The organism is Acetobacter estunensis (assembly GCF_019083805.1).
In the GTDB taxonomy this organism is placed as follows: domain Bacteria; phylum Pseudomonadota; class Alphaproteobacteria; order Acetobacterales; family Acetobacteraceae; genus Acetobacter; species Acetobacter estunensis_A.
In genome coordinates this window covers 246,583-266,625 of sequence record NZ_JAHRDV010000004.1, presented here as the reverse complement: position 1 = coordinate 266,625, position 20,043 = coordinate 246,583, and the positions used below count along the sequence as shown (strand labels likewise).

The 20,043-nt window shown below is 52.7% G+C and carries 14 protein-coding genes; 7 read left to right on the top strand and 7 right to left on the bottom strand.

The genetic code is table 11. The annotated features are described in order from the left end of the window. Positions 1-31: 31 nt before the first annotated feature. The 3 genes from KUA11_RS07525 to KUA11_RS17845 form a co-directional block, all read right to left on the bottom strand. Positions 32-1,210, bottom strand: coding sequence for an NAD(P)/FAD-dependent oxidoreductase (locus KUA11_RS07525; RefSeq protein ID WP_217409696.1), 1,179 nt, complete (start codon positions 1,208-1,210; stop codon positions 32-34). Next, positions 1,210-2,655, bottom strand: coding sequence for a 2Fe-2S iron-sulfur cluster-binding protein (locus tag KUA11_RS07520; RefSeq protein ID WP_217409695.1), 1,446 nt, complete (start codon positions 2,653-2,655; stop codon positions 1,210-1,212). The genes KUA11_RS07525 and KUA11_RS07520 overlap by 1 nt, the downstream gene beginning before the upstream one ends. 309 nt (positions 2,656-2,964) lie before the next feature. Further along, positions 2,965-3,783 (bottom strand): helix-turn-helix transcriptional regulator, encoded by an 819-nt coding sequence (locus tag KUA11_RS17845; RefSeq protein WP_217409694.1) that lies wholly within the window; start codon positions 3,781-3,783, stop codon positions 2,965-2,967. Positions 3,784-3,922: 139 nt separating this feature from the next. On the opposite strand from KUA11_RS17845, the gene KUA11_RS07510 reads away from it, so the two are divergent. From KUA11_RS07510 to folD, 4 genes are all read left to right on the top strand, one after another. After that, a complete protein-coding gene (locus tag KUA11_RS07510; protein WP_217409693.1) occupies positions 3,923-5,347 on the top strand; it encodes an amino acid permease in 1,425 nt (474 codons plus the stop codon). A gap of 31 nt (positions 5,348-5,378) precedes the next feature. Beyond that, a complete protein-coding gene (locus KUA11_RS07505; protein WP_217409692.1) occupies positions 5,379-6,146 on the top strand; it encodes an SDR family NAD(P)-dependent oxidoreductase in 768 nt (255 codons plus the stop codon). Positions 6,147-7,223: 1,077 nt separating this feature from the next. After that, on the top strand, positions 7,224-8,102 hold the full coding sequence (purU, locus tag KUA11_RS07500; RefSeq protein ID WP_217409691.1) for a formyltetrahydrofolate deformylase: 879 nt from the start codon (positions 7,224-7,226) through the stop codon (positions 8,100-8,102). Between the two features lie 23 nt (positions 8,103-8,125). Continuing rightward, positions 8,126-8,998, top strand: a complete 873-nt coding sequence (folD, locus tag KUA11_RS07495; RefSeq protein ID WP_217409690.1) for a bifunctional methylenetetrahydrofolate dehydrogenase/methenyltetrahydrofolate cyclohydrolase FolD — start codon at positions 8,126-8,128, stop codon at positions 8,996-8,998. A 137-nt stretch (positions 8,999-9,135) separates the two neighbouring features. On the opposite strand, the gene KUA11_RS07490 is transcribed toward folD, so the two are convergent. The 4 genes from KUA11_RS07490 to KUA11_RS07475 all read right to left on the bottom strand — a co-directional run bounded on the left by KUA11_RS07490 (position 9,136) and on the right by KUA11_RS07475 (position 14,593). Next, positions 9,136-10,176, bottom strand: coding sequence for a helix-turn-helix transcriptional regulator (locus KUA11_RS07490; RefSeq protein WP_217409689.1), 1,041 nt, complete (start codon positions 10,174-10,176; stop codon positions 9,136-9,138). Positions 10,177-10,553: 377 nt separating this feature from the next. After that, entirely contained in the window at positions 10,554-12,542 is a 1,989-nt protein-coding gene (locus tag KUA11_RS07485) for an ABC transporter permease (RefSeq protein WP_217409688.1), read from the bottom strand. Then, a complete protein-coding gene (locus KUA11_RS07480) occupies positions 12,539-13,576 on the bottom strand; it encodes a quaternary amine ABC transporter ATP-binding protein (RefSeq protein WP_217409687.1) in 1,038 nt (345 codons plus the stop codon). The genes KUA11_RS07485 and KUA11_RS07480 overlap by 4 nt, the downstream gene beginning before the upstream one ends. A 66-nt stretch (positions 13,577-13,642) precedes the next feature. Further along, on the bottom strand, positions 13,643-14,593 hold the full coding sequence (locus KUA11_RS07475; RefSeq protein ID WP_217409686.1) for an ABC transporter substrate-binding protein: 951 nt from the start codon (positions 14,591-14,593) through the stop codon (positions 13,643-13,645). Between the two features lie 418 nt (positions 14,594-15,011). Here KUA11_RS07475 and KUA11_RS07470 point away from each other — a divergent pair, with 418 nt between their 5' ends. From KUA11_RS07470 to KUA11_RS07460, 3 genes are all read left to right on the top strand, one after another. Then, complete coding sequence (locus KUA11_RS07470; protein WP_217409685.1) at positions 15,012-17,246, top strand: trimethylamine N-oxide demethylase; 2,235 nt, start codon at positions 15,012-15,014, stop codon at positions 17,244-17,246. Between the two features lie 57 nt (positions 17,247-17,303). Beyond that, positions 17,304-18,680, top strand: coding sequence for an NAD(P)-binding domain-containing protein (locus KUA11_RS07465; RefSeq protein WP_217409684.1), 1,377 nt, complete (start codon positions 17,304-17,306; stop codon positions 18,678-18,680). Between the two features lie 198 nt (positions 18,681-18,878). Continuing rightward, the gene (locus tag KUA11_RS07460; RefSeq protein ID WP_217409683.1) at positions 18,879-20,012 is read left to right on the top strand and encodes an aminomethyl transferase family protein; all 1,134 of its coding nucleotides are present in this window, start codon (positions 18,879-18,881) and stop codon (positions 20,010-20,012) included. The last annotated feature ends 31 nt before the right edge of the window (positions 20,013-20,043 follow it).

Genomic DNA, 20,043 nt, shown 5'->3' with positions numbered 1-20,043 from the left:
CATGTGGTTAGATAATGATTTCAGATTTAGGTCACGCAGGTATATAAATCCCTTTTTTATTCATCACCACGCCAGCTTCCTCTATGGGATTGCCCTTTTCGATCCGATCCAGCGCAAATGGGCGCATAATCTCATCCACCTGTCCCTTTGCAATGGCTTTTGCCATAAGCAGTCCCGCCCCTGGCGCACCGGCAAAGCCGTAGGACCAACCCGCACTAAACCACAGATCCCGGACCCGTGGGTGTGGTCCCAGAAGGGGGGCAAGGTCGGATGAGATATGTAATAACCCAGCCCATTGTCGCAGGATTCGTATATCCGCAAGTTGGGGAAACAGGCGGGTATAGACATGGGCCATGGCCGCCATGGCTGGTACATCGGCACGCAGGTTTTTCTGCGGTGTTTCGTGTACTTCCGTCCCACCCACCACTTCGCCGCGTGCCGTCTGGTGAAAATAGGCCAGACTGTCGATCAGTGCCAGCGCTGGACCAATAAGTGGCCGCATCGGTTCCAGTGCCATCGCCTCGATGCGCATCATGTAACCATCAATTTCGACCCCAGCGTACCGGGCCAATTCGGGCGACTGAGGTCCGGCCGCGATAACGACCGTACCGCTGCGGATCAGATGGTCATTGACATAAACCCCGCGTACACTGCGATCATGCATGTCAAACCCCGTTATGGCGGTCCGATAGCGCACATCAATGCCTTTTTCCCTGCACGCATGGAGGTATCCCTTCATCACGCTATGATGGGGGGCCATGCCTCCACGGGGCTGGTGCAGGGCGGCCGTTACGTATTCCTGATTTATGGCGGGCAACAGCCTTGAGATTTGCCGATGGGTCAGGATTTTCGATGTGATGCCATACTGCCGGTGCAACTGGCTGGCATTTCTCAGCATCTCGGCACTCTGGCCTGTTTCCGCGATCATGGTGTACCCACGTTCGGTAAACATGACATTATGGCCGAGTTTTCGGGACAGTGTCGTCCATTCCCGCCATGACAGTTCAAACAGGCGGGTCCAGTCATGCCCCCCGAAACCGGGACGGATCAGACAGCCATTTCTGCCCGAGGTACCCCCCTGCCAGTAACCGGCGTCCAGCACGACAATATCACGAATACCCAGTAGTGCGAGGTTGATGGCACAGCTTAATCCTTGCATGCCACCGCCCACGATCACAACCGATGCAGATTTCGGAAGGGCAGAGCTCATTATAATGGTTCCACGACATCATACAGGCCCGCCGCCTGCGCAACCGTAAGAGCGCGACGGGGAGGCCTGTGACTGGGTCGAACAAGACTATTCATAGGCTGACCTGTCCGTTTCGCCAGCAGGGCAAGCATGCTTTCCCAACAAGGGAAACCTTGGCACGGCCCCATACCGCACGATGTCAGCCGTTTGAGGATTTCCGGGTCCCTGATCTTACGGTCGATCAGGTTCGTTAATTCACCCGCAGTCACATCCATACACGGACAGATACGCAACGCGGGATCCATCTTGTCGGGTACATGAATATCTTGGTCCGTTTCCTGGCAGAACCCGACACGGCTTATGTCAATATCTGCAGACATGACATCAGAAACCTGCAAGACTCCTTCGGCTTGGGCCTGAAACGCCAGACTGGGATCACTACGCCACGCGCCCGCATGTACGACTGCGTCGCACCGAATACGCCTGTTCCCGATATCAATACCCGTCACCTGTGAATGACCGTGGATGCGGATCAGTTTGCTGACATTGCCGCAATAGGCAACGCTCGAGCCCAGATACGTCAGGCGCTGTGCCACCATGGTTTCGGCACCAGTACCGACAACGGCAATCGCCTTTCCGACCGGGATGGCATGGAAATGTCCCAGTAACAGGGCTGTGTGCGCGTCCATAACACCGGGACGGTGACTGTTGCGCACCATCGGGGGCATGGATGACTTGCCGGTGGCCAGTACAAGACTTCCGGTTTCAATCGCCACGGCGCCACGGTCATATTCCACTGGCGCGGCAATCAAGAGCCTGCCACGACGATAACTGCCGCACAGTTCCATACCCGAAAGAACAATGACATCCTTATGCAACGCAGGGGATGGCCCCCCCATGGCCTGTGCGTAACGGCCTAAGGTCGTGCCACGGGAAACAAGGGCAACCGTCCGCCCGGTGCGGGCAATGTCATTTGCGGCCTTCTGCCCTGCAGGGCCACCACCTGCAACCAGCACGTCTACACTCAGTTTTCTGGCCGGACGTTCACTAACGGCCTGGGCGCGCGGTGGTGGTTGGCTAACCCCGGCCAGATACGCCAGCAGTCTTTCCCAAAGTAGATAGGCCCTGCCGTGCCGGGGAGTAAAACGACCATGTTCGAACCCGCCATAGACCCATTGGGGCGGTAGGAAACGGGCAAGAGATAGAAGGTCACACGATGCACTAGGCCAACGGTTCTGGCTTTCCACCCGCATGCCATCGCGAACGGGTTGCTGGTCAAGACGGATGTTGGGTCGCCCATCGACGCGCGCCAAGACACCGCCTACGTAACTGCCGGAATATCCCATCGGTTCATGCAGTTTGCGTGTGCTGGCGATGGACATGATGCCATGCCGGTACAGCGCGGCAGCGACGGTATCACCGGGGTTGGCATGCAATGTTGTGTTGTTCCAAGCAATTTTTACCATTAATACGATCCATGCCCTATATAAAAATTGCCAACTTATTTTGTTATTAGGTTGTAATGATATTTATCTGGAGCAAAACATCAACCCGGAATTGAGCGAAGGCTGCGTGATCAGCCGGTCCCGGTTTTGGGCATGCCATATACCCACCGATATGGTGAAAAAATGGATATCGACCAACAGAAGTAAAGGGGGACCATACTCGTGGAGTAAGTCGGTATCGCCGGGACTTTGCTGAGAAATTTTCCGCTTAAGTCGTCAGTATGGATTTGCACCCAGATACAAATATCTATTGATATTTTATTTTCAATCTCAGTGCTTAATGATAGAGGTGATGAAGCGAGAAAACAGCATGCTTTGGCTTGATATGCCGAGCTTTGCGTAAATATTCTTGCGATGTATTTTAACCGTCCCCTCGGCAATCCCAAGATTTTTCGCGGCTGATAATGAACTATGCCCACGTAATAGGAGAGCGACGACATCCTGCTCCCGCGGCGATAATCTCTCACGTTCAAAATTACGGAAAGATAGGTTCAGTGCTTCACTATTGAAGTCTGGTGTGGAGCATTCTTGCACTTTTTTGTCTATTCGGTTCTGCCAATAGCGTATCATTGCCGCATTTATGATGGGAGAAAATGGTTTGAGTGCTGAAAACTCTTTGTCAGAAAAAACCTTCGTTCCTTTGGAACGCATGAGAGAATAAACCAAGGCCGTGCCATCTGGGGCATGGGTACAGAACGCAATCTCTTCAACCAGACTCCCACTTTCCATTGAGATGCAGGGATGAACGAGAGGAGAGAGAAAATAATCGCTCTCGAAGAAGGCGTCTGGTGCCAATGTGCTGAGACGATAGAGGCCGTCAGCCAAACCCTGCCTGCACGCGACATAAACGGCATCAAGAAGATATCCCCCTGCCAGATAATCGCTCATGGCATTCGGGAGCGATATTCCTTTCAGTCCATCATAAAGAACTTCAGGTTTCCCGGAACGGGGATATGAGAATGCTACGGAAATATCAAAAAAGGATACACTGCGAAGGATCGGTTCAATTTCAGAGAAGAGAGTGATTTCGTCTATCCGGCTAATAGCCAGGGTCGCTACTTCTACAAGCGCATCGATCTGGTTAACCACCGAGATCTCCTTCCTCTCAGTTTCGGGCGACCCAGCTGGGTATCCCTTTGGGGATATATCCTAATCTCTGCCTCCTCCATATTATTACGATATAGCAACCATAGGGGTTGATGGGAACTTCCCGAGAACGGAGAGGACTATGTCAGGCAACGACCCCGTCATCCAATCCGATGACAGCAACCTTGAACAGTTTGGCTACAAACCAGAATTTCACAGGGTGCTAGGCTTTTTTGCCGATTTCTCTATAGGATATTCCTATATGAGCCCGCTCGCGGGCTTTTATGCGTTGTTTTCCTACGCTCTCACGACTGCGGGTCCGTCATTTTTCTGGACAATGCCTCTGGTCCTCCTGGGCCACACGATCAATGCTCTGATCTTTGCCGAAATATCTTCTCAGTATCCAATCGCAGGCGGCGTTTATCAGTGGGGACGACGTCTTGTCGGTGATCGGTGGGGATTCCTCACGGGCTGGATGTATTTTCTTGCATTAGTGGGGGTGGCTGCTGGTCTCGCTGCAGGTGTGGCACCCTATCTGGCTGCGCTGATCGGAATGGAAGCCACCAATACCTTCGATACCTGTGTGGCTCTAGCTATCATCGTCCTGTCTGCCTCCCTCAATCTCATAGGCACCAAAGTTCTGGGCAAAATGACCGAACTTGGCGTGTGGGCAGGTCTTATCGGACTGGCGGTTTGCGGTGTCTATATGCTGCTTTTTGCCCGCATCCAGCCTTTCCATGTTCTGTTCGAAAATTTTGGTGCAGGTGAAGGACATCGAACGGGTGCCATGCTTGCGGCCAGCCTTCTGGGAATATGGATATTCTTTGGTCATGAAGCGTGCGGTGATCTGGCCGAAGAGGTGCACGATGCTTCTCGGGAAGTGCCGCGTGCCATGCTGACCACCATGCTCGCTGGTGGTGGATCGGCTCTTCTGATCGCGCTTGGCATGATCCTGGCTGTCCCCGATATGGCGGGTGCTGTTTCAGGAGCTGTTGCCAATCCAGCGGACGCGGCTTTGCGGGCTGCAATCGGCCCGGTAGGGGCAACCGCTATGTTCGGGTGCCTTATGTTGGTAGCGTTCAGCGCCACCATTTCTGTCATAGCGTCCACAAGTCGTCTTCTGTTTTCTATGGGACGTGACCGGATGATTCCGTTTTCTGTATCGATGTCGCACGTCAATACACGAACCGGCCTGCCAACTGCAGCCGTTCTGGCGGCTACAGTGCTTCCCTGTATCGTTCTTCTGGTAGGTGGGTTTGCTCCTCATATTGCTGAAGCGGTTATCAATTTCGCCACGGCCGGGATTTACACGACATTTACGATGGTACTGATCGCCGCTGTGGTTGCCCGTCTGGCCGGTTGGAAACCATCGGGGCCCTTTCATTTGGGACGATTTGGCTGGCCGCTTACTGTGGTGGCACTCTGTTTCGAGATCGGTGCGTTGTTTAATCTTGTGTGGCCTCGGCCGTCCTCGCCAGATCAAAGTCTTATCTCGGTAATGCTTATCCCAATCGTTCTGGTCTCTGTCTTCTGTATCGGCGTCGTGTTTGCCGCACGGCGGTCCTGAGGATATCGGATCATTGATAAGGAAATAAACAATGGAACGGAAATTTGCCGGAAAAGTAGTCCTTGTCTCGGGCGGCGCTACGGGCGTGGGAGCGGCAAGCGTCGTGCGTTTTGCTGAAGAAGGGGCAAAGGTTGCAATATTTGATCGAAACGTTGCTGCTGGCGAAGAACTTGCAAAACGGCTTTCAGAGTCTGGCCATAAAGTCACTTTCTTTCATGTCGATGTCTCAAACGCCCAAATGGTCCGTGAGGGGATGCGGGCCTGTATAGAAGCTTTTGATCGAATTGATGTTCTTTTCAATCACGCCGGAACCATTCTTATTAAACCATTTCTGGACATAGAGACCGAGGAATGGGATGACTTGTTCGCAGTCAATGTAAGAAGTATGTTTCTTGTTACGAAAGCGGCGTTACCTCACATGATAGCAGGCGGAGGAGGGGCGATTGTCTGCACATCCTCAATTTCCGCGACGGCCGCGACCCCAACTGAAGTAGCATACAATGCTACCAAAGGAGCGTGTCACATGTTCGCTCGCGCCATTGCCGTGGAGTTCCGTGACCGCAACATACGCTGTAACGCTGTATGCCCAGGTTTTATTGACACTCCTCACGGCCAAAAGGAAATTGCGGCACTGAAATCCTATGGAGTGGGAGCATCCGAAGAGGAGTTGACCGCCCGTCAGGGGCGTGCGGCGACACCGCAGGAAATCGCTGATGCTGTTGTGTTTCTTGCTAGTGATGACGCCCGTTTTATTAACGGAACTCATCTGTATGTGGATAACGGATTTACCGCTTGGTAGAGATAGAAATTAAAGGCTCGATTTTAGTGAAACTCTATTCGACGACCTTCGGGAGATATGCAGGAGCGTGTTGCTCGGTCGTTCTTCCGCGATCAGGCAAGGTGGATTGAAGGGCGAAGGCGTCGAAGAAGAATGTAGTCTCAGACATGAGGTGTTGCCACATATATTGGCCATTTTACGAGACTATATCTGAGATGTTATGCCTATGACAGAGATTTCAATAAAGTATGTAGCCCTGTGTTTTGGTATAGTCACTCTGTTGTGCAGTAAAGCGAGGTATTTTTCAGCTGGTCAAGTGCGGTTATTGTTGGTTGTTTATTCCTTGTGTTATAAATATTTAATAATATCATGGCATTGGGCAAAAATAGAGGGTAATTTTTTGCGTTTGGGAGAGCCGCACAGATGCAAATGTGCGTGCTCACTTTGTCCCAAACCTGTGCTCAGTTCTGAATTGCGGGCTGTGGGTTACTGTCTACCGCGCGTTCGATACCTCCACCCGCTATATTTCGATCGTCACGTGTAGAAGGTCGTATCGCTGATCCCAAGCCTGTATCACGGACAACATCCGGGCGGCGGCTGCCGTGCTACCATTTTCATAGACGGCAAGACAGACGTTCAGTGAGGAAAGATCAAAGGAGGATCGCTGAAAGTCAGGGTCTATTATAAGAAAAAATTATCATGTCTCACGCAGGATCGTTTTCTACACGATATGAAAACAAAGCGTGGAAAGATCATGCAGATCAACCGTTACTTCCTGTTTTCCCTTCTTTGGGACGTTTGTGGCGACGTCTGTACGCTGACATTTCAAAGCGACAGCCACGCTATCCTGAAACTGTCCGGTCCAAATGTCCGAAAGACAGTGTCACAACTTGTGCTGGTTGATCTGCACCCGAGGGTATTTCGGCAACGATCATATCGCCTCCACGCTAATCCAGCATATTCCGGTCATTATGTGGCGGACAGATGACGCGTCGACTTACCTTCATTTCTTATCTTTCGGAGTCTTGCTGCAAGCCTGCTCTATGACCCCTCTGTCACCATGGACGGTTTTTCAACTTCAGAAAGGGATCTCTGTGTATGACAACGCTCTCTCCTGACGCCAAAGGCTATATTCTGACGCTGAGCTGTCCGAACCGTCCGGGCATCGTGGCCGCCCTGAGTCAAGCCCTGTTCGAGGCTGGCGCGAACATCACCGAAGCGCAGCAGTTCGACGATACGGGTAGCGGTAGCTTCTTCATGCGGATCATGTTCGACATCGTGAAAGGGGGCCGCACAGAGGCTGACCTTCGCGGGATTGTGGAAACGCTGACAAGTCAGTTCCAGATGAAATACCGTCTGAACTGCCAGTCATATCGTCCCAAGGTCATGATCCTTGTGTCAAAATTCGATCATTGCCTTGTGGACCTCCTGTACCGCTGGCGAATTGATGAGCTTCAGATCAATCCTGTAGGGATCATTGCCAATCATCCTGAAGAGACTTACAGGGATGTCGATTTCTATGATATTCCCTTTCATTATTTGCCGATCAAGAAAGACACGAAGGCGGAGCAGGAAGCCCGTATCCTCTCGCTTGTCAAAGAGAGCGAGACGGAACTCGTTGTGCTGGCGCGTTACATGCAAATACTGTCCAATGACATGGCGACTGCTTTTTCCGGACGCTGTATCAATATTCATCATTCCTTCCTGCCGGGGTTCAAGGGCGCGCGGCCCTATCATCAGGCATGGAACCGCGGTGTAAAACTGATTGGTGCGACAGCGCATTACGTGACCAGTGATCTTGATGAAGGGCCGATCATTGAACAGGATGTGGAACGTATCTCGCATGCAGACAGCCCGGAGGATCTGATCCGCAAGGGACGTGACATTGAACGCCGGGTTCTATCGCGGGCTGTGCGGTATCATATCGAGATGCGGACGATCCTAAATGGAAACAAAACCATCGTGTTCACCTCCTGATGCATACGGAGAGAGGCCTGATTATGGCGTCAGATGCTAAGTTGATTGATGGCAAAGCCTTTGCTCGCAGATTGCGTCACGACATTCGTGATCAAGCACAGGGATTGCATGCGAGACATGGCGTGCTACCCACATTGGCGGTTGTGATGGTAGGGGAAGACCCTGCCAGCGCCGTTTATGTTCGCAACAAAATCAGGGCGACGGAAGAGGCCGGAATGCGTTCGGTGTCTCATCATCTGCCGAAAAGCACGATGCAGGATGAACTTCTGAATCTGATCGCAGGCCTGAATGCCGATCAGTCGGTACACGGCATTCTGGTTCAGCTTCCGCTTCCTGAACAGATCAATCGGGATGCGGTTCTGGATGCGATAAATCCCGATAAGGATGTTGACGGCTTTCATATTGTCAATGCAGGTCGTTTGGCGGTTGGTCGACAGGATGGGTTTATTCCCTGCACACCGATGGGGTGTATGATGCTGCTACGCTCCGTCGTGCCCAACTTGGCTAGTTTACATGCGGTAGTCATTGGTTGTTCTAATATTGTGGGGCGTCCGATGGCGCGCCTGCTTCAGCAAGCGGGCTGTACTGTGACAGTTACGCACCTGAAAACACGTGATGTCGCCACGGAAACGCGGCGGGCGGACATCATTGTCGCTGCGGCTGGTCACGCGGGGTTGGTTCGGGGTGACTGGGTGAAGGACGGTGCCATTGTCATTGATGTTGGCATCAACCGCGTGGAAACTGGATCGGGATCACGGCTGGTAGGCGATGTGGCGTTCGACGAAGTGAGTTCGCGTGCGGCGGCGATCACACCAGTGCCTGGTGGTGTTGGTCCAATGACAATTGCTTGTCTTTTGCAAAATACGCTCCAGGCAGCCATGCAGTTCGCGAAATAAATGGTTCTAATTGACTGAGGTTAGCTCAATTGAAAAGCAGTATCATGTAATGGAGGGCTGGGAAGCGAATTGACTTTGAAAAATGGCATATGTTTTCAAAAATTCCTGTTTTTAAATAAAAGACGAATTTAGCTCCTTCAGCCGTTTATGGAACGGGAAAGATTGATAAGAGCTCGCTCGGATGTCACGCCAGTTTTGCGATACAGGCGAAGCCGGTGGTTTTTGACGGTTCCCTTACTGACTCCCATATGCTGGGCGATTTCCCCTGTACAACGACCCTGCAAGATTAGTTGTAGGAGTTCACGTTCACGCGGTGTCAGATTCAGAGCCTTATGAGGTAGATCATCGGATGCTGCGGGAAAGTGGATTGAATTGAAAACAAGTAATCGCCCTCCCGGTGCAAGCATGCAGTCTTCCGGAAGCACTACAAGACGCAGTACAAACCGTTGTGGTTCCGTATGACAGGTCTGGCCAGACGTGCCTAGTAGTTTGTAAATGGCATGAAGCAGGATGGGACCATGAAGTTTCTCGGCTTCGTGCCAGGCGGCATTACCGTACAGACGGTTGCCGTGCCGGTCGAGCACTAGCGAGCCCCCTGTTGAACTGCTGTTTTCATGAATATCGATGGTGCTGAAGCGATGAAGAGTCTGAGCGACATGAGCACGGTGTAGACCGTTGAAGAGCGGCTGGATTAGATGCGTGAGACGCAATTCCTCGTTTGTGAAAAGATTTTCTCCTTTCTGAAGAAAAAGCATCACACAAGCATTGTTATGAATCGGAAGAAGCAGCCCGAGTTCATCAGAAAATTCATGTTTTTTCTGAAATATTCGTGTGTATTCATCAGGCTTTACGGATGAATCGAGTGTGGAAAGAGTGACGGCGGGCGCTTGTGTCCGGCGGCGCCATAAATGCCAGAAAGGGTCAAAACACCGGAAAGTGGAATTATAATCGGTAGTCACACTGGATGCGACATCATTTGTGTGGAGGACGTTCGGCAGTACGCCGGGGGCATAGGCAATGATCCATGCGGCCTGGTTGGGAATGAGAGAAGCCAGCAGGCCGAGCATCTGTGTATGAAAGTCTGGTTGTCCGATCTGAGCCGCGACATTGCCGGTGGCAGCGAGCCAGCTTTCAGGAAGCGTTACACATTCTTCTGAATTTTTCAAAGGTGTGGCCATAACGCTTCCTCCTTTTGTCGGCCAGTATAGGACCGATCACGCTTTAGACAGGACGGATTCGCATGATGCTGCAGCCTTGATTTTTCCAGATGATTACCGACAGCGCAAGTCAAGGAAAGACGCGCTTGTGCGGTCATCGCCCGACTGGTGTCGAACCGAAATCGGAGCCAGCAAGAAGGACTGGCTTCCAGCCAAGGTTATGCTCTGGCCCTTGCTCCTATCAGTGGTGAAAACACTAGAATCGTCATTGTCACTATGCAATGAAAATCATAGAAATAGCCATGATAGTTATAATAGGCAGACTGTTTTCGATGCTTTTCGTATTCATGTAACTGAGTAAAGGGAGGATAAGAAGTAAATGTCTTTTTCAGAAGGGCTTACGAGCCGGTCAGCTTGATCGATTGTCTGATGAAACGGTCGGAAATCATGCCGATAAAGGCCACGCACAGACCAGCCACGATACCCTGTCCGACATCCGCCTTGGAAAGGGCGGCGTAAGTGACCTGTCCAAGATCGCGTGTGCCGACAAGCGCGGTGATGACCAGCATCGAAAGCGCCAGAAGGATCGTCTGATTGAGGCCCAGAAGCATGTCAGGAAGAGCATAGGGGAGGCGGATGCGTCTGAGAATCTGTCCGCGTGTGCAGCCGGTCATGATGCCGGCTTCGATAAGGGGCTCCGGCACCTGACTGATTCCGTGCGCCGTGTAACGGATGGCGGGAGCGATGGCATAGAGCACGATACCGATCATCGCCGTAAAATCGCCGACACGAAACAGCATGACGATGGGGATGAGATAGACGAAGGCCGGGAGTGTCTGGAGCGTGTCGATAAACACTTCCACGCTTTTCATCAGCCAAGGGCGCTGTGTGGCCAAGATGCCCAGCGGCACTCCGAGCAGCATGGCGATCACGACTGATACGCCGCAGAGATAGAGTGTGATCATTGCCGGCTGCCACAGACCCACGATAGCCATGAAGCCGCACATGAGGCCCACAGTCAGGGCGAGACGGATGCCTCCCGTCCATAGTCCGGCCAGCATCACGACAGCCACGACCCATGGCCAGGGCAGGGCAAGCATGAAGCGCTTTACCGGCATGAGGACATGCAACAGCATGAAGGTCTTGATCACATCGAGCGGATCGTGAAAGTGGATATTGATCCAGGAGACCAGATCATTCCAGAATGGGCCGGTCGAGAGGCGTGCGTTGTCGGGATAATGGGCGATGGCGGGCCAGATGGCGGCGGCAATCCACAGCAGTCCCGCCAATACGAGAGTTCCCGCGACCAGCCGATGGGACCGTGAAGTGCTTGGACTGTTGCGGCCTGCGTCCGACACGAGCGCCTGCGCGAAGCGGTCGAGCATGACGGCCAGAACCGTGATCGCCAGCCCGGCTTCCAGCCCACCACCAATATCGAGACGTCGAAGGGCGCCAAGCACGTCCCAGCCGAGACCACCCGCACCGATCATCGAGGCAATGATCACGACGTTGAGTGAAAGCATGATCACCTGATTGACGCCCACCATCAGTCCGGGAAGAGCTGTTGGCAGCAGGATCCGCCATGTCATCTGCCGACGGGTGCAACCTGTCATGCTGCCGAGCGAACGCAACTCGTCAGGGACGCCTTGAATGGCGACCACCGTGACACGGACCATCGGTGGGATGGCATAGATGACGGTAGCGATCATGGCGGAGACGGGACCGAAACCGAAAAGGATCAGCATCGGCAAGAGGTAGGCGAAGACGGGCATCGTCTGCGCCACGTCAAGTAACGGGGAAAGAAGACGATCAAAGGTGACGGAGCGGACGCACAGAAGCCCGAGCCCGAGCCCACCCGCAGCACTGAGCAGGGTCGCGACAAGCACGGAGGCGAGTGTGACCATGGCACTGGTCCATTGTCCGAAAACCGCGAGATAGAGAAAACCGATCGTCATGCCGACAGCAAGGCGCCATCCGCGCAGTGTCCATGAGAGGGCCGCGACAGCTATGATCAGGGCGAACCATGGCATGGGAGGAAACAGCATTACGGCTTCGGATCCCTGACCTTTCAGGACACCGGTCGCGAGTACCATGGAGGCCAGTTGCAGCGGCAGATCGAGCAGAAACGAGAGCGCTCGGGTGAAGCCGGACACGGTTAGTGGTCCAATATGAGCATCCACTGTCAGCCAGTGCATGAAAGCAGAAATCCAGTCCGCTAGCGGCAGATGCCATCCGGGAGGGTATTTCTGCACCCACCTTGGAAACATGGAGCGCGGCAGTTCGGCCAGAATGACGCTCAGAATGACAATGATCAGCCACGGCAGGTGACGCAGAGTGGCCTGTTTGCCGAAAACGATGCCGGCAGGGAGGGCAGACGCTTTCTTCATGCGCAGACAGCCTGCGCAGCAGGGCCAATGAGAATGTCGAGCAGCATGGTTCGATCAATGGCGCCAATGATTTCATTGCCTTCGATGACGGCAAGCGGCAGGGAAGAGGCATCCAGTTGACGGGCAAAGGAAATGACCCTGTCTGTCGCGTTGACCTCGCCGCCAAAGGGGCCGACAGGAGGAGGCGCTATCATGATGGATCTGGCAGTTAGAATATGGGCGCGTGGCGCATCCCGCGTAAAGGCGCGCACATAATCTGTTGCAGGGTTGACGAGCAGTTCCTCCGCTGTTCCGATCTGCTCGACCTGGCCGTCTTTCATGATGGCAATGCGGTCCGCAATCCGCACGGCCTCTTCGAAATCATGCGTGATGAAGACGATCGTTTTTTTCAGCATACCCTGAAGACGCATGACTTCATCCTGCATTTCGCGGCGGATCAGCGGATCGAGGGCGGAAAAAGGTTCATCAAGGAACCACACGTCGGGATCGCCCGCGAGAGAACGGGCGATCCCGACACGCTGCTGCTGTCCGCCGGAAAGCTGGGCGGGAAATCGGTGTTCGCGGCCTTCGAGTCCCACTAGACGGATCATCCGCTGTGCGATTTCCTCACGTTCCGCACGTGGGCGCCCCTGAATTTCCAGAGGAAAAGCGACGTTTCCGAGCACCGTAAGATGCGGCAACAAAGCGAAATGCTGGAAGACCATGCCCATCTGATGACGATGAATCTGGATCATATCAGCTTCGGGAAATGCGAAAAGATCCTTGCTTTCAAAGAGGATCTGTCCGGCTGATGGAGGAGTGAGACCGGCCAGACAACGCAAAAGCGTTGATTTCCCGGAGCCGGAAAGACCCATGATGACAAAGGTCTTGCCTCGTTCAATGTCGAGATCGACATTGAAGATCGCAGGCGTAATTCCGGCTTCCTGAAGCATCTGCACGTTGTCGGTGGTCAGGTGGCCGTCTGTCACGAATTCGGATGCACGTGCGCCATAGAGGCGACTGACTTTCCGGCAGGCCAGTACGGGGTGCTGCATCAGGTCTCTCTTCTGCGGAAAGGAAATGTCTCTGGCAGTCCCGGTGGGACTGCCAGAGGAAAGGCGTTACTTGCTGAGCCAGGCTTTCCACACGTCTTCGTGCTTGTTTACCCAGTCCTGAGCTACGTCCTCGACTTTTTCGCCATCAAGATCCACGCGGGCATCAAGTTCACCCATGGTTTTATTGTCGAACTTGTAATTCTTGATAATGGTGTAGGCGCCCGGCCATTTGTCCTTCATGCCGGACCAGACAGCTTTCCAGATAGGGCCATAGGGCTTGCCGCAGTCATATTTGGCATCCTTATTGATGCCCCAGCTCGGGTCTTCGTAACAGCCCGGTTCGTAGCGGGGAAATTCAACAAATTCCCCTTTGTATTTGATGGGAACCCAATGCGGTGTGTAGATCCACAGAATGATGGGCGCCTTGCGTTCGTAGGCGCTTTTAAGCTCGGCGAACAGCGCGGCGTCCGTGCCAGCATGTACGACTTCAAATGGCAAATCCAGCGCTTCAATGCGTTCCTCGTCATGTCCGCCCCAGGTCGAAGGACCACCGAGATAACGTCCCTTGGGGGCGGTTTCAGGAGTGCTGAAAATCTCACCACACTTTTTAAGAGCTTCCCAGTTGGGCAGGCCTGGGCATTTTTCCTTCATGTATTCCGGAAACCACCACTCTTCACGGGCCTGCATGCCAGAGGAGCCCAGATCTTCCACTTTGCCGGTTTTTACCGCAGCTTGAAGAGCTTCCTGCGCGGTCGTGGCCCAGACTTCGGGAGCGACAGTGAGGTCACCATTTTCCATGCCACTGAACTGAGCCAGGTAATCGGCTGGTATATAATCAATGTTGTAGCCAGCTTTTTTCAGGATATCGCCCATGATATGGGCGGTTATCAGTTCACCTGTCCAGTCATTGAGGGTGATCTTGATCGGATCGTGTGATTCTGGTGCAGCGATGGCAGTGTGGCCCATGAGGCAAAGACCGCCAAGCAGTGAGATGCAAAGCAGATTCTTGATCATCATTCCGCTTCCATAATGATAAGGGATGACCCTAGTAGCTGCAAAACAGAATCAGCAACAAAAATATCTTATATATAAGATATATTTATATATAGGCTTAGATAATTCTTTAGGTCGCAAAGAGTGATACAGTATTTTTTTATTATAAAGCAATGATGTAGGGAGATTTTGAGAAATATGAAACCTGAGATTTGTGTTTTGATGTAGCAATGGATTCGGCCGTATGCCTAGGTAAGATCTTTGTCTGTTATAGGAAAATCTCTTTTCAGTAGAACGAAAGATGGAATTTGTTGGTTGAATTTACATAAGAAGCAGATGCCTTCTCTGTTCAGGATGAATGGTGCCAAATGGCACTATTGCTATGGACCCAGTCACATGCTTCCTTTTGTTTCGGATCGGAAACGTATCGAGGGCGACGATCATGGCCACGTTTCTTGTAAAAGCTCCACAAAGATATTCTCATCAAATCAACGGTGGGGATAGTGCTCGGAAATTTTCGGTAGCCGCAGGCGAGCGTCTCGAAGTTTTGGGCGTTGATGGAGGGCAGGTCGCTGTCGTGTTTGCTCCGCGGGGTATGCTGGCCTGCTCTTTGGGAGAAGAAACCGCACATACCTTTTCCAGTGAGGCCCTGTCGGAGTTTTTGGAGGGAGACGAGGTTTCTTTTATCGTGTTGGGTGCGGATGCTGTGCCAGGTGAGACTGTCAGTTTCACGGTGCTGCAGGATGGAAACATCGTGGTCGATGTTCCTGCGGACGATATGTTGCCTGAAACTTCTGATGCCCCCGGTCGCGTGGATGTAGTGATTTATGCGGCTCACGGCACGTCGCGGCTGTCGGCCCCACTTGGACCTGTTCTGCGGGAGATCCGCGTGCCGGCAGCCTCGGCTGTGAGTTACCGTGTCCGCAAGGGGGACTACATCCAGATCATCGATGTCGAAGGTCGGCAATGCTCCGATTTTCTTGCGTTCGATGCGCGGGCTCTGGAAGAGGGCAGGGAGTGCGGGCTGGACGCGACCGCCACTCGGACCGTGCAGGGAAACGCCATGCCGACACCGGGACTGCATGCCAAGTTTCTCGATGAACATATGCAGCCGATGGTCGAGATCGTACAGGACACGGTAGGCCGTCACGATGCCTTTCTTCTCGCGTGTACGGCTAAATATTATGATGATAGCGGCTACCCCGGTCATGACAACTGCACTGAAAATTTCAATAATGTTTTGAAAATGGAGGGAATTTCTCCCCGCAGTGGCTGGCCCGCTATCAACTTCTTCTTCAACACGAAGGTTCTCGAATGCGGTACGATCGTGGGCGAGGAGCCTTGGTCGCGGCCCGGCGACTATGTGCTGCTCAGAGCGGAGGAGGATCTCATCTGCGCCTCTTCATCGTGCGCTGATGATGTGACGTCCGCAAATGGCTGGACGCCCACCGACATTCACATCCGCATTTACGACCGGAGCAACCGTTTTCCCAAGGGGGTGACGCATCGTATGACACCCGAATCTCCACCTGTCATGACGCGGCAAAGTGGTTTTCACGACCGCCTTGAAGCATTGGGCGCGAAGTTTGTCGAATATAAAGGTTTCTGGCTGCCATCCTATTTCGAAGGCTATGGTCCGGTTTCAGAATACTGGGCCTGCCGGACAAAAGCCTGCGTGATGGACCTGTCGGCTCTGCGTAAATTCGAAATCACAGGTCCGGATGCCGAGTTTCTGCTTCAGACAGCGGCAACACGCGATATCCGTAAGCTGGCCGTAGGGCAGGTGGTTTATACAGCGCTATGTTATCCGCACGGAGGCATGCTGGATGACGCAACCGTGTTTCGTCTGGCGCCGCAGGCGTTCCGGCTTGTCTGTGGCGATGACTATTGCGGTGAATGGCTCCGTAATCTCGCGGATGAGCGTGGGCTGCATGTCCGTATTCGTTCATCCACGGACCAGTTGCATAATCTTTCAGTGCAGGGACCGGAAAGCCGGAAGATTTTGGCTCCATTGATCTGGACCTGTCCGACACAGCCAGACATCGAGTCTCTGAAATGGTTCCGCTTTACCATCGGACGCATCGGTGGACCGGAAGGCATTCCGGTTGTGGTTTCACGAACCGGCTACACAGGAGAGCTTGGTTACGAAATCTGGTGTCATCCCCGTCAGGCTTCTGCTGTGTGGGATGCGATCTGGGAGGCTGGAAAGCCGAAAGGGATGGTGCCTCTCGGTCTGGACGCTCTCGACTGGCTGCGTATCGAAGCCGGACTGGCTTTTGCCAATTACGAGTTCTGTCCGGAGACGGATCCATTCGAGGCGGGTATTGGCTTTGCGGTGCCTGCGTCCAAGGTCGAGGATTATGTCGGTCGCGAAGCGTTGCTGCGGAGACGTGAAAATCCAAGAAATTGTTTGATTGGATTGGAAAGCAGACTGAATGACAGGCTTGAGCACGGAGATGCTGTCTATTCAGGTCGGGCCAAGGTCGGTGTCGTAACAAGCGCGTGCAACTCACCCGTTCTGGGGAAAAACATTGCGCTCGCACGTGTCGATGTATCAGTGGCGGAAATTGGAAAGGATCTGGAAATCGGAAAACTTGACGGGTTTCAAAAGAGAATACCCGTGAAGGTTACATTGTTTCCGGCATATGACTCGAAAAAAACACGGGTCAGATCCTGAAATATGGTCAGAAACAGGTTTGTAAACCTGATCGTCCAGTAAGGAGCATCTACGAACATGACAAAAAAGCGGGTAGCAGTCATTGGCGCGGGTCCGAGTGGGCTTGCTGCGTTGAGAGCGTTCAGCACGGCTCGCAAGCAAGGATTTGATGTTCCTGACATCGTCTGCTTCGAGAAGCAGTCATCAGCGGGCGGTATCTGGAACTATACCTGGCGTACGGGACTCGATGAATATGGAGAGCCTGTGCATGGGAGCATGTACCGCTTTTTGTGGTCAAATGGTCCGAAAGAAGGGCTTGAATTTTCCGATTATTCCTTTGAGGAGCATTTTGGTCGTCCAATTCCGTCCTATCCGCCTCGTGCCGTGCTTCTGGATTACATTCTCGGCCGTATGAAGCGTGATGACCTACAGGGCGATATGCGTTACAGCACGCCGGTAAGGGAAGTCCAGTGGGATGCAGATGCGGAGCACTTCATCGTAACAGTTGAAGACCTTGCGAACAGTCACGTTTATTCAGAATCTTTTGATTACGTCATTTGTGCTTCCGGTCACTTCTCCACCCCCAATGTTCCGAGCTTTCCGGGTTTTGATCTCTTTCCCGGTCGCATTCTGCATGCCCATGATTTCCGGGATGCGAATGAATTTGCTGGCAAAGACATTCTTCTAATTGGCAGTTCTTATTCTGCGGAAGATATCGCTTCCCAGTGCTACAAATACGGTGCGAAATCGATCATCTTCTCCTACCGTTCCCGCCCGTTGGGTTTTAACTGGCCGGAGAATTTTTCGGAGCATCCACTTCTTGAGAAAGTGGAAGGAAACATAGCTCATTTTAGTGATGGAGAGACCCGTAAGGTGGATGCCATCATTCTGTGCACCGGATACAAGCATCATTTCCCCTTCCTGCCTGATACTTTGAGGTTGAAAACAAATAACCGCCTGTATCCTCTAGATTTGTACAAAGGTGTCTGCTGGATCGACAATCCGAAGTTGCTTTATCTCGGGATGCAGGATCAATACTACACATTTAATATGTTTGATGCTCAGGCATGGTTCGCTCGTGACGTAATTATGGGACGTCTGGAACTGCCGACGGCGGCGGACATGACAGCGGACACGCATGTGTGGCGCAAGCGCGAAGAAGCGCTTGAAGACGCCTATCAGGAGATTGATTTCCAGACCGACTACGTCCGTGACTTGATGAAATACACTGACTATCCACCCTTTGATCTCGATAAAGTGGCAGAGATCTTCAAGGAGTGGAAGCATGATAAAGTCGATGGAATCATGACTTTCAGGGACCGCAGCTATCCGTCTGTCCTGACCGGTACAATGGCGCCTCCGCATCATACGGTATGGATGGAAGCGCTTGATGATTCTCTGGAGGCTTTTCTTGCCCCTGTGGGCGAACCCCAACGTAAGGCTAGCGTGGGTTAACACAACTCAGGGCATCAGTTACAATTGGGGCGGTGCCCTGAAGGGTCTTTGGAAAATGATTGTTTATATCAAAAGGTTTCTTTGCTAAGGAAAACTTATATATCCGATAATGCAATCAAGGTGCAGGGTTTTTCTTACATTATTTGTTGCGATTTCAATTCGAGGTGAAGGCTCGGTGAGCCGGGAGAAGCTGCAAACATGACCATAAGCTGGCGTTCAAGCACCCTTGCCGATCGTCACCGTGCCCTTGGTTCGAGTCTTGAAGATTGGAACGGCATGGCGACGGCCTGGAGTTATTCCACCGATGTGCGGGATCATCACGCCGCCGTTCGTACGAAGGCAGGCCTGATGGATGTATCTGGTCTGAAGAAAATCCATCTTGTTGGGCCGCATGCGACAGCCATCCTTGATTATGCAACCAGCAGGAATCTCCAGAAAGTTACTCCGGGACGTTCGGTTTACGCCACTGCTCTCAATGATTCGGGAAAGTTCATTGATGACTGTGTTCTCTACCGCACCGGGCCCAATAGCTGGATGGTGGTGCACGGAGCCGGGTCTTTGCACGAAATGCTGTCGCAGGCGGTTGTAGGGCGCAATGCCGCCATGCTGTTTGATGATGATCTGCATGATCTTTCCCTTCAGGGCCCGGTAGCAGTGGATTTTCTTGAGCGTCATGTCCCCGGAATCCGTCAACTCAACTATTTTCACCATATGCAGACGACGCTTTTCGGTGCCCCGGTCATGATCTCCCGTACGGGTTATACCGGAGAGCGCGGATATGAGATTTTCTGCAAGGGCGTAGATGCGCCGCTGATCTGGGATAGCATTCTGGAAGATGGAAAAAGCGATGGGATCGTTCCGGTCTGTTTTACCGCACTCGATCTGCTGCGAGTGGAAAGCTATCTCCTCTTCTATCCTTATGATAATTCGGAAATGTATCCATTTGAACAGGATATGGCTGGTGACACGTTGTGGGAGCTGGGCCTGAACTTTACCGTCAGTCCTGGCAAGACGCATTTCCGTGGTGCGCCAGCGCACTTCGCGCTCAAGGGAAAAGAGCGCTTCAAGATTTTTGGTTTGCTGCTGGATGGTGATGTGACGGCTAAGGAAGGTTCGGCAGTTTATGATGGCGAGCGCAAGGTTGGTGTTGTTACCTGCGCCATGGTTTCGAAACTAACGGGAAAATCGATGGCGCTTGCGCGGATGGATATGCCGTACGCCATACCAGGAAAACGTATTGTGGTGCATTCCGCAAATACTGAGTTACCGGGTGTGACGCACACGCTGCCGTTCGATGATCCTGAGAAAAAGAAGCGGACGGCAAAGGGATAACGTCCTGTCCCGCTATGATCTGTTGGAAAGG